At 65.5% G+C, this 11,349-nt stretch carries 7 protein-coding genes; 5 read left to right on the forward strand and 2 right to left on the reverse strand.

From position 1 onward, the window contains the following. Positions 1 to 32: 32 nt before the first annotated feature. Entirely contained in the window at positions 33 to 863 is an 831-nt protein-coding gene (locus tag RUU78_RS22195) for a hypothetical protein (RefSeq protein WP_313919941.1), read from the reverse strand. A 265-nt stretch (positions 864 to 1,128) separates the two neighbouring features. Next, on the reverse strand, positions 1,129 to 4,929 hold the full coding sequence (locus RUU78_RS22200; protein ID WP_313919942.1) for an Ig-like domain repeat protein: 3,801 nt from the start codon (positions 4,927 to 4,929) through the stop codon (positions 1,129 to 1,131). 813 nt (positions 4,930 to 5,742) lie between these two features. Here RUU78_RS22200 and RUU78_RS22205 point away from each other — a divergent pair. The 5 genes from RUU78_RS22205 to RUU78_RS22225 form a co-directional block, all read left to right on the forward strand. Beyond that, positions 5,743 to 6,837, forward strand: coding sequence for an MraY family glycosyltransferase (locus RUU78_RS22205; protein ID WP_313919943.1), 1,095 nt, complete (start codon positions 5,743 to 5,745; stop codon positions 6,835 to 6,837). Further along, positions 6,830 to 7,624, forward strand: coding sequence for a CpsB/CapC family capsule biosynthesis tyrosine phosphatase (locus RUU78_RS22210; RefSeq protein WP_313919944.1), 795 nt, complete (start codon positions 6,830 to 6,832; stop codon positions 7,622 to 7,624). The genes RUU78_RS22205 and RUU78_RS22210 overlap by 8 nt, the downstream gene beginning before the upstream one ends. Further along, positions 7,615 to 8,364 carry a polysaccharide biosynthesis/export family protein gene (locus RUU78_RS22215; RefSeq protein WP_313919945.1) on the forward strand — a complete coding sequence of 250 codons (750 nt, stop codon included), beginning with the start codon at positions 7,615 to 7,617 and terminating at the stop codon, positions 8,362 to 8,364. The genes RUU78_RS22210 and RUU78_RS22215 overlap by 10 nt, the downstream gene beginning before the upstream one ends. 60 nt (positions 8,365 to 8,424) lie before the next feature. After that, positions 8,425 to 10,683, forward strand: a complete 2,259-nt coding sequence (locus RUU78_RS22220) for a polysaccharide biosynthesis tyrosine autokinase (protein ID WP_313919946.1) — start codon at positions 8,425 to 8,427, stop codon at positions 10,681 to 10,683. A gap of 12 nt (positions 10,684 to 10,695) precedes the next feature. Next, the coding region (locus tag RUU78_RS22225; RefSeq protein ID WP_313919947.1) for a J domain-containing protein at positions 10,696 to 11,349 on the forward strand (654 nt) is incomplete at its 3' end.

The raw sequence follows: 11,349 nt of genomic DNA on the forward strand, positions 1-11,349 counted from the left end.
CGGTCCGATCGGCTACGACGGCGCTGCGTCGCTCAGTAGCAGCTGCCTTGCACGTTGACGACGACGCTGCGCACATTGTTGAACTCGCTGCTTTCGGCCAGATATTCCGGCGCGTCGGCTTCGAGCACGATCGTCGACCAACCCGAGGGCAATCCGATCAGGCCATTCACCGTCGTGGCGGTCATTGGCGACAATGCTGGCAGGTCGTCGAACGCCAGCAGTTGTCCGTTGATGGTGTTGCGGCGCAGGCTGTTGGACGTGCCTTCGGCAGTGCCCGGACCGGCATTCAGGGTGATGTAGCGGTAGGGGAAGTAGCACACGCCGTTGCGCCGGAAGGTGGCTTGCCGAGCGGGCAGGCTGGTGACGTCGCCCCAGTTGATGAAGTTGCGGCCGATCTGCACCGGATCGGCGGCACGCAAGTCGTTGATGCCGTCGGGCAGTTCCTTCATGCGCGGCTTCTGGCCCTGCCCTGGCATTTCCGGATCGACCTGGCTGGTGGACGGTGGGCGGTCGAGTGCCTTGAGGTCGAACTCGCCGGCGATTTCGCAGCCACTGCCGCCGCCAGTCATGGGCACGTGGAACTCGGCGTGGATCGGGCCGGAGGGCTGCACGAACAGCAGCATCTCGGCGGCGCCCGTCACGGGGCTGCCGGCGTTACCGCTGCAATTTTGCGGCAGCAGCGGCACGTCGCGGTAATGGAACGGTCCGTTGAAGCTCGTCACGGTGACGCGGTAGGCGCCGGCGGCATTGACCGTGACGCGATAGGTGTATTCGGGATCGGCGGAGCCGGGGGCCGACTGCGCGTGCGCGGCGGTCGCGCTCAGGGCCAGCAGCAGGGCAGAGAGCAGGACTTGGGTCTTCATCGTCGTCTTCCTCGGTTCGGGCTTGCCCAGACGTACGCAGCCGGGTGCGGTCAGGGATCACGCCTTCCGAAATATTTTTCCTGCCGCGCGCCGTACTCTCCCGGCGAGCCGCGGACTCACAAAAATATCATTCATAATCAATGGATTGGCGGCTCACATCGCGGTTTCGGGGCGAGCCGCCGGATCGCGCACCGCGGGGTTCGGACGGCTCCCCGCGATACCGCGAAGCTGCTTGCCAGTGCCCGGATCGGCCGCCTGTCGCGCGTTATCCGCCGGCCGGCAGCGCCTCAAACCCGTCGGCGAAAACACCGACGTCCGTCGCATCGCTCGTGCTGTTGTCGGCGCTGTCGATTTCCACGACGTTGGCCGGCGCCTCCACCGTGGCGCTGTGGACCAGCGCCAGTTCCGGTTCGCGCGCGACCGTGCCGGTGATCACATAGGTGCGCTCGCTGTTCGGCGGCAGGTTCACCGTCTCGATGATCGCGCCGCCGCCGAAGCCGCAGCTCGCGCCGTTGACGCTGCAAGTGAAACTGACATCGACGAGGTTCGTCGGCAGCACGTTACGAACCACGGCACCGTCGGCTGCATCGGGACCGCTGTTACGCACGACCAGTGTATACGTGTGCACACTGCCGCCAGCGACGAAGCCGCGACTGTCGTCCAGGGTGACCTGCAGCGCGACGGCCGGCTGCACGAAAACGTCCTGTGGCGGCACGGCGCTGGCGAGGTAGTTGGGGTTGCCGAGGTAGCGTGCCGAGAGCGCATGTGTGCCGCTGTTCAGCGTGACCGCTGCGTTCGCGCTACCGCCGCTTGCCGACGCGCTGGCAATGACGCTGCCGCCGTCGAGGAACTCCACCGTGCCGGTCGGCGTGCCTGCGCCGGGGGCGTCGACGCCGATGATTCCCGTCAGCGTGACCGGCTGGCCGGACACGGCGGAAGCCGGCGCCGACAGCGACAGCGACGTGGATGCCGCCGCTACGACATACGTCCGCGACGCTGTGCTGCCCGCATGGCCAGCGCCGCCGGCGTAGGTCGCGCTCAATGTCAGTGTGCCGGCGCTGGACGAGGCGAGCGCGCACGCGCCGGTGCCATTGGCGAGCACCGCCGTGCAGCTGCCGGTGTTTCCGTCGCCGACGCCGACGCTGCCGGCCGGCACGTCGATGCCGCTGCTTACGGCCACGCCGACGCTGTAGGGCTGGCCGACCACGCTGCCCGCCGGAAGCACGTCGATGATCTGCGTCGTCGTCGCTTCGAGGAACAGCGGATTGCGCGCGAGGAACACGTCGCTCGTGCCGTTGCTGTCGCCGGTGACGAGGTTGTCGGCGTCGGAGTAGAAGGTGATGGTGCGGCCGTCGGTATCGATTTCCGGCTCGTCGCTGACGCCGTTGCCTTCGATACCTGCGGCGCTGACGCTGAGCCGCGCCGTCCGGCCGGTCTGGCGGTCGTGCACGAAGGTGTCGGGCATGCCGTTGCTGTCGCCGGCGACGAGCGTGGTCGCAGCCGAACTGAAGACGACGTAGCGGCCATCGGTCGAGATCGCGGCGGCGCCGCTGGCGCCGTCACCCTGGGTGCCGGCCGAGGATACGCTGACGCGGCTCATGACCGCTGCGCTGAGGTCATGGACGAAGACGTCGGCGACGCCGTTGGTGTCGCCGGCAACGAGGTTGCTTGCCGCCGACTGGAACACGAGATAGCGGCCGTCGGGCGAGATTTCCACGCCGTTGCTCACGCCGTTGCCGGGCGCGCCGGCGGGCGACTTGCTGACGAGTGTCGTCGTCGCGGCGGCCACGTCACGCAGGAACACGTCTTCCACCGCATTCGTGTCGCCGGCGACGAGGGTGGACGCCTGCGAGTTGAAAGCGACGACGGTTGCGTCATTGCTCATCGACGGACCCAGGCTGTTCGCATTGCCCTGCGCGCCCGCCGTCGACACGCTGAGGCGCTGCGTGGTCTGCAGCTGGCGGTCGCGCAGGAAGATGTCGTAGACGCCGTTGCTGTCGCCGGTGGCGAGGTTGCTGGCCATCGACTGGAACGCTACGAAACGGCCATCGGCCGAGGGTTGCGATGAGGTGCTGTGGCTGTTGCCGGTCTGTCCGCTGCTGCTTACGCTGACCAGTTCCGTCGTGCCGGTCTGGCGGTTGCGCAGGAACGCGTCGAGCGCGAACGCACCGCCGGCATTGCCGGCGAGATTGGTCGCATAGGAATCGAACCCGACGTAGCGGCCGTCCGCCGACAGGCGCGGGCGATAGCCGTCGCTGTTGGCCTGGCCGCCGTCGGCAGTCACGTTGATGCGCTGCGTCACGCCGGTGTCGAGGTTGCTCAGGAAAACGTCGTACAGCGGTGTGATGTCGCCGGGCACGAGATTGCTGGCGCGCGAGGCGAAGCTCACGAAGCGGCCCTGTGGCGTGGTGTCGATGCGCGCCATCCGGCTGGGTCCGGCACCTTGCGTGCCGTAGGCGATACGCACGGCGGCCTGTGTCGTCGCGTTCTGCGTGTCGTGCAGGAAGGGGTCGGCTTCATTGTTCAGGTCCGCCACATCGAGGTTCCACGCCTCCGAATTGAACAGCACGTAGCGGCCGTCGGGGGAGATGAAGGGACGCGTGGAGTCGGCATCGGATCCGACACCGGACGACGACACGCTGACTCGCGTCGTGACCCCGCTCTGCAGGTCGCGGCGGAAGACGTCGAGATCGCTGTTGCCATCACCGTCGACGAGGTTGTTCGCCTTCGAGGCGAACACGACCACGCGGCCGTCGGCCGACAGGCTAGGCCAGTAGCTGTAGCCGTTGCCGCCGGCACCCGAGGGCGTGACGCTGGCGCGCACGAGGTTGCCGGTCGCCTGGTTGCGCACGAACACGTCGTAGCCGGTGGTGTCGTTCGGAACCAGATTTCCAGCGTACGAAGCAAACGCGACAAATGCGCCATCGGAAGAAAAAGTCACGTGGGTGCTGTCGGCGTTGGCCTGCGTGCCGCTGCTGCTGACGCTCACGCGCTCGGTGACGCCGGTCTGCAGCGCGTGGACGAACAGGTCGGTCGTTCCGTTGGTATCGCCGGCAACGAGGTTGGTCGAAGACGATTCGAAGCCTACATAGCGTCCGTCGGTGGACAGCGCGGGTCGGTTCGACGGGGCATCGCCCGGGACGCCGTCGGAATCGACGCTGGCGAGGCGGGTCTGGCCGAGCAACATGTCGCGTACGAAGATATGGGCCGGGTAGGCGGGCGCCGGAGTGACGAGATTGGTTGCGTACGAGGCGAACGCGACGTAGCGGCCGTCACCGGAAATCACCGGCTCGACGCTGCTGGCATTTGCCGGCGCGTTGGCCAAGCCCACGCTCACGAGGTCGACACTGCCGCTGTGGCGGTCATACCGGAACACGTCGTCGCTGTTGTTCGTGTCGCCAGCGACGAGATTGCTCGCGCTCGATACGAAAGTGACGAAACGGCCATCGGCGGATATGCGCTCCTGGTTGCTTTCGCCGTTGCTGTGCGCGCCGCCCAGTCCCCTGCTCGCGGTCTCGACGCTGCCGCTCTGGCGATCGAGCACGAATACATCGTCGCTGAAGCCGGTATCGCCGGCGATGAAGCCGCTTGCCGTCGACGTGAACGCGATGTAGCGCAGGTCGGCCGAGGCGGAACGCGCGCTGGTGACGCCAGGCGGCGTGCCGACATTGAGCTCGGCCGTCGCCAGCGAGACGCGGCGCGGATACGTTTCGGCGGCGACGTGGTGCGCCACGCCGGGCGAGGTGCTGGCAGCGAAATTCGCATCGCCCGAATAGCTCGCCGTCAGGGTCTTGTCGCCGGAGGTCGTGGGCCTATACAGACAGCTCGTCTGCGGCAGGCTGGCGGTGCAGGTGTCGACGCCGTCGCCGATGGTCAGAGTCCCGCCCGGAGTGCCCGGCGCGGCCGAGGACACCATCGCCCTGACTGCGAGGCCCTGGCCGAATTCACTGGGGTTCGGGCCGCTGGCGACGATCGTCACCAGGGTCGGTTCGGCGGCGCCTGCCGCGGTAGCGGCCAGCAGGATAAACACAGCCAGGCGAATCGCCGGCACGGATCGCACGTTCATGATGGCCCCTGAGTGCGCTGCGCCCTGAGGGCGCGAGCGTATACGTAGTTTGATCGCGGCATGATAGATCGTGCCACGGTCCCGGTTGGATCGGCGCCGCTGCAGCGGCACGCCGTGGCCGGCGCCCCGCACACCCGGGTGCGTTGTCCGATCGTCACGCCACGTAGTGGAATTTCTTTGAATTGCGGCGGTTGTGCCGTTTCGCGCGGATATACCTGGCTCGCACTGGGTGCCACCGGCCTGACCTTGCGATGCTGTCGGTCGATTCAGCTCGAAGGGTTATCCACGACGGCTTCCCGCACCGCTGACTCGATGATCTGCCGGTGTCCCGCCTAGACAAGGATGGTACCAGCGGATTTCCGGCGGCTGTGCTCTGCCGGCCCTTTCTGGGTAGTTGCCGGCCTCCATCCCATGCAGGCGCGGATTGCCCACCGAAGCACATCCCCGTCCTGGAGCGCCTTGCATGCGTTCGTATGGAGCGAATCCGGTTTGCCACACCGGAAGAAGCGGCAGTTTCCACCGTTCCCATCGTCCTCCTGTCCAGTCCGCTGCGACGCGTGCCGCGCAGTGACGCGAGCGTCATGCAGCGAAGACTTGCATCAAGCCACCGGTTCCTGCTGCGCTGCCGCGAAACGCGCAATGCCCCGCATCTCCGAACAGTGAGATTCGTCACGGCGAATGCACATCGCCGGCTGAGAAAGTCACTACGATGCGGAGCACCATATTTCTTTACGTGGAAATATATAGTTGTGCTAATTTAACTGTCCAGTGCGGTAGCGCGGCGATGCGGCATGGCGCCGGAGGGAGTGTCCCATGACGTTGATTGCATGGATTTTGGCTCTCGCGGGAGTCCTGGCGACGGCGGTGATCGCCCGCTTGCTGATGCCCTGGGCCCACCGGTATTGCCTCGTGGACAGGCCCTCGGGACGTCACGATCACAGCGCGCCTACCCCGGTCGTCGGCGGCATCGCCATCTGGCTTGGGATCGCCGTCGTCGGATTGGCTGGGGCCAGTTCGGTATCCATGAGCTTTCTTGCGTATCTGGCCGCGGGTGCCATGCTCATCGGTGTCGGCGTGCTGGACGACCTACGCAACCTGCCCTGGCGGCTGCGCCTGTTCTTCCAGGCGCTCGCGGCGGTAATCCTGTTTCTGGGTGATACGTATGCACGCAGCGTGGGGAATTTGCTGGAACTGGGAGCCTGGGCTCTGCCTTTCAGCATCTTTGCGACGATCGGCGTGATCAATGCGGTGAACATGATCGACGGTTCGGATGGATTGTCCGGCACGTTGGTGGGAATCGCGCTGGCCTTTTTTGTCATTGAAGCCGCCCAGGCCGGCGATCCAAGCCTGGCAGGCCAGCTATTGCTGATGCTGGGTTGCGTCGGCGGATTTCTGCTGCTCAACCTACGTTTCAGAGGCCAGCAGGCGGCGCGCATTTTCCTGGGTAATTCGGGCAGCGCACTGCTCGGCCTCACAGTCGTCTGGGGGGCGTTTGAGCTGGCCAGGATCCCCGGACTCCGCGCCGCAGGCATCCTGGCGCCCTGGGTCATCGCCATTCCGCTGATCGATTGCGTGGTACTGATATTCCGGCGGCTGCTCGCCGGACGCTCGCCGTTCGAGGCCGATTGCAACCATATACATCACCTGCTGCGCGATGCCGGTTACGCTCCGCAACGCATCGTCGCGCTCACGGCGGTGGTGTCGATTGCCGCGGGCAGCGCCGCCAAGCTGTGGCTCAGCGCGGGGTGGCCGGAGCTGCCGCTGGTGCTCGTCTTCCTGCTGTTCATAGTCATACACTTCCTGTGGAGTGGCAGGCGCGAACACGCCGTGGCCCAGTTGTGGCGCAAGCCGCATGCTTATCCGCACCGCGCGAGGTCCGTGTCCGTGCCTCAGGATCCGCATGATTGATCTGCACTGCCACCTGTTGCCGGGCATCGACGATGGTTCCGCCGATCTTGCGACGTCGTTGGCGATGGCGCGCGCTGCGGTCGCCGACGGCATTCGCGTGACGGCCTGCACGCCGCACATCTATCCTGGACTGTACGAAAACACGGCTGACGGAATTCGTGCGGCCACACGCCGACTGGCGCAGGCGCTGAGCGAGCACGACATTGACCTGCGACTGGTTTGTGGCGCAGATACCCATCTGGTGCCCGGCCTGATTTCGAGACTGCGTGACGGCAGCGTGCCGACGCTCAACGATTCCCGCTATCTCCTGCTCGAGCCGCCCCACCATGTGGCACCGCCGCGATTCGAGGCCTCGATATTCGAACTGATGACGGCCGGCTACGTGCCGGTCATTACGCATCCGGAACGCCTGAGCTGGATCGAGACCCATTATTCAGTCATGCAGCGGCTCGTGCAGCGTGGCGTGTGGATGCAGGTCACGTCCGGGTCCCTGGCGGGCCGCTTCGGCAAACGGCCGCGCTACTGGGGAGAACGTCTGTTGACCGAAGGATTGGTCCACCTGCTGGCCACTGATTCACACGGCATTCGCAAGCGACCGCCGTGCCTTGCCGAAGGTCGTGATCTGGCGGCCCGGCGCATCGGCGAGACTCAGGCCGCGATGCTGGTGTTCGGGCGGCCCCGCGCGATACTCATGAACCTGTCGCCTTCCGAGGTGCCGATGCCGCAAGTTCCGGCCCGTACGCAGAGCCGCTGGCAGCGAATGCAGGAGATGCTGCCATGGCGTTGATGAGATGGATGCGTCCATCGTGGCGAAACTGGTCCGGCATCCTGTTCATGCTCGTCAGCGCGTGCACGCTGGGCGGCTGCGGCAGCCCGAACGTGCGCCCGCACGAGGCGAGACCCGTACTCAACACGGGTGTCGGCACCATGCCGCCCCCGGATACGATAAATGCACAAGGCGAATACAAGGCCGCTTCCGAGTACCGCATCGGCGCCAACGATCTGCTCGAGATCAATGTATTCCAGGTGGAAGAGCTGGCGCGCACCCTGCGAGTCAACACGCAGGGGAAGATCTCGTTGCCCCTGGTCGGCGAGATTTCCGCTGGCGGCATGACGGTCAGCGAACTTGAGCGGGAAATCGCCGCGCGTCTTGCACAAAAATACATGCAGAACCCGCAGGTCAGCATTTTCGTCAAGGAGTTCACCAGCCAGCGCGTCACCGTCGAAGGCGCTGTACGCAAGCCGGGTATCTACGCGCTGACCGGAAAAACCAGCCTGCTGCAGGCGCTGGCGATGTCAGAGGGGCTGGACCCCTTGGCCAATCCGCAGGGCATCGTGATTTTCCGCGTGATCGGCGGGCAGAAAAATGTGGCGGTTTTTGATATTGCGGCGATCCGCGGGGGCAGGATGGAGGATCCGCTGATCTACGGTGACGACATCGTCGTGGTGGATCAGTCCGGTCCGCGAACGGCGCTGCGCCGCTTTGTCGAGTCCATTCCCGTGTTTGCGTTGTTCCGGCCATTTTGAGCGGCATGCGCGTGAACGAGACACGTCAGCGCGCTGCGGCCGGGAAGGGGTGAGGCACTCATGAACAATCCGCAAGCCGGCAACACTCCCGGTGGCATCGCCCGGCGGTCATCCCCGCTCGTGCCGGCGCCAGCGGCCTTGCCGCCTTCGCCCGCACCGCTTCATCCATTGACCGCCGTCGTACGCGATGTGGGCGAGCCCGACGTGGCCGAGACCAGCCTGCTGACCTACTGGCATGTGCTGCTCAAGCGCAAATGGCTGGTGATATCGGTACTGGCCACGGTCCTTCTGGTCGTGCTGGTGGCGACCATGATCACCCCGTCGGTCTACCGCGCCACGGCGACGCTGCAGATCGACCTCGAGACGATCAAGGTGGTCCAGGCGGACGATGTCACGCCCGGCGAGGGCCTGGGTCGCGATTACTACCAGACGCAGTACGAACTGCTGAAGACCCGCGCGCTTGCCGAGCGGGTAGCGGCTAAGTTGCCGGAGAGCGTGTCGCCGTCGGTGCGGGAAAGCCTGGCCCCGGGCCCGGTGTCGCGCCTGACAGGCATGCTTCGCGGACAGCCCGCCCGGGCTGCGGCCGACGTGCCGCTCGACAAGGACAGGCTGGCGGCCTTCGTACAGCAGAACATGCGCGTGGAACCCGTGCGCAACTCGCGCCTGGTGCGTGTGCATTTCGACAGTCTGCAACCCGCCTTCTCGGCCACGATGGCCAACGCTATCGCCGACACGTTCATCGCGTCCAACATCGACCGGCGCTTCGATGCTTCGGCTTATGCCAAGCAGTATCTGGAAGATCGCCTGCAACAGCTCAAATTGCGACTGGAGGCTTCGGAGACGGAACTCGTCGAGTTCGCCCAGCAGGAAGGCATCGTCACCGTCGACGAGCAGCAGTCCCCCGCGGCGCAGGAGATGCAGCGTATCAACGAAAGCCTGGCGGCGTCCCAGCGGCTGCGCATCGAGGCGGAAGCCAAGCTTCAACGGACCCAGCAGACCTCGCCGGATGCACTGCCGGAAGTACTGCTCAGCGCCATCGTCGGCCAGCTCAAGAACCGCCGCACCGAACTCATGAGCCAGTACCAGGACAAGCTGCGCATCTTCAAGCCCGACTACCCGACCATGATGCAGATCCAGGGGCAGATCGACGAGGTAGACCAGCAATTGAGCGGCGAGATCAATCGCATCAAGCAGTCGGTCAAGGCGGAGTATGAGAGCGCCCGGAATACGGAAACCATGCTCGCTGCGCGCCTGTCGCAATTGAAGCTGCAGATCCTCGACCTGCAGGGACGCAGCATCAAGTACAACATCCTAAAGCGGGAAGTGGACACCAATCGCCAGCTGTATGACGGCCTGCTGCAACGCTACAAGGAAATCGGCGTCGCCGGCGGCATCGGTGCTAACAACATTTCCGTAGTGGACCGCGCGCGTGCGCCGCGCGGCCGCTACAGCCCCAACCTGACACGCAACCTGACCCTCGGTCTGCTGGTGGGGCTGGCGGCGGGTGTGCTGCTCGCGCTGATGATCGAGCGCCTCGACGATACCGTCAAAATCCCGGAAGACGTGGAGCGCCAGCTCGGGCTTGCGGTGCTTGGGGTGATCCCCCGCATCAACAACAGCTCGCCGCTGGCGGAACTGAAAAATCCGCGTTCGGTGTTCTCCGAATCCTATCGCTCGGTGCGCACGGCGCTGCAGTTCTCCACCGATGCCGGTGTGCCTCGGACCCTGTTCATCACGAGTTCCACGCCCGGCGAAGGCAAGAGCACCACGGCGCTCACGCTTTCGATGCACTTTGCGCAACTCGGCAAGCGCGTATTGCTGATCGATGCGGACTTGCGCAACCCGAGCCTGCATCGTCTCCTGTCGGTGTCCAACGAGGCCGGACTCAGCAACTATCTTTCCGGCGCCAGCCGCCCGCTGCGGTATCTGTGCCGTACACGTGTGAAGAACCTTACCTGCCTGTGCTCCGGGCCGCTCCCGCCCAACCCGGCGGAATTGCTGGCCGGGCCGCGCATGGTCAGCCTGCTCCAGCTCGCGGCGGCATCCTTCGACCAGGTCATCATCGATGGGCCACCCGTGCTGGGTATTGCCGACGCGGCCATCCTCGCCAACTTGTCCGGCGGCACGATTCTGGTGGTCGAATCCGGAAACACTCGGCGTGACTATGGACGTGCCGTGCTCAAGCGCCTGATGTCGGCACGTGCCCGCGTGCTCGGCGTGGTGCTGACCAAGCTGGATCCGCGCTCGCACGGTCCAGGCTACGGCTATGGCTATTATTCCTATGAAGAGAAGATCCCCAAGAGAATCGGCCGCTCCTGACAGGGCTGCGCCGTGAGCGACGCCGTCGACCTGATGCTGGGCGTATTCCGCTCGCCAGGTCGCTCTGCCGTTCTGCGCACGCGCGAACTGCCCGACGGCGTGCTGGACGTGATCCGGATCGCGGCCGGTGACGAACAGGCCATCGCGGCCGCAAGCGCCAGCACCTCGCTCGACCAGGCCGATCTCAGCACGGCGGCAGGATTGCTACTGCAGAACCTGTTCTTCTTCGACGGCGCGGACAGCTACCGCACCCTGGGCGTGCGCCCCGACGCCGATGCTGCCCAGATCAAGAGCCACTACCGCTGGCTGGTGCGGTGGCTGCATCCGGACCGCAATCCGGAAAGCATGCATGGCGTCTTCGTTGATCGCATCAACCGTGCCTGGAATTCCATACGCACGCCGGAGCGCCGCAGCCGCTACGACTCGGACCGGCGTGCGACGCAGGATGCCGACGCGCCGGCCAGGATCGTGGACACCGCCTCGATGCTGCGCGAATGGTCGGAGCAATCGCCGACGCCCCTGCTCTCGGCCCGCGTCGTGCGGCGCCTGCCGGCGATCATCCTGTTCGGCGCGGGCTTCATCGCCACGGCGGTGTTGTGCCTGGCCGCCTGGATAGCGTCGATGGACGCGGATCCCCTGCCGATTCCATTGCCTGCTTCTGCCGCG

The sequence above is a fragment of the Tahibacter sp. genome (assembly GCF_032229445.1).
In the GTDB taxonomy this organism is placed as follows: Bacteria; Pseudomonadota; Gammaproteobacteria; order Xanthomonadales; family Rhodanobacteraceae; genus Tahibacter.

Bases quoted from the DNA above. Each gene is read 5' to 3' on its own strand.
- RUU78_RS22205 (WP_313919943.1), top strand. From the start codon at position 5,743: ATGACGTTGATTGCATGGATTTTGGCTCTCGCGGGAGTCCTGGCGACG.
- RUU78_RS22220 (WP_313919946.1), top strand. From the start codon at position 8,425: ATGAACAATCCGCAAGCCGGCAACACTCCCGGTGGCATCGCCCGGCGG.
- RUU78_RS22200 (WP_313919942.1), bottom strand. From the start codon at position 4,929: ATGAACGTGCGATCCGTGCCGGCGATTCGCCTGGCTGTGTTTATCCTG.
- RUU78_RS22215 (WP_313919945.1), top strand. From the start codon at position 7,615: ATGGCGTTGATGAGATGGATGCGTCCATCGTGGCGAAACTGGTCCGGC.
- RUU78_RS22210 (WP_313919944.1), top strand. From the start codon at position 6,830: ATGATTGATCTGCACTGCCACCTGTTGCCGGGCATCGACGATGGTTCC.
- RUU78_RS22195 (WP_313919941.1), bottom strand. From the start codon at position 863: ATGAAGACCCAAGTCCTGCTCTCTGCCCTGCTGCTGGCCCTGAGCGCG.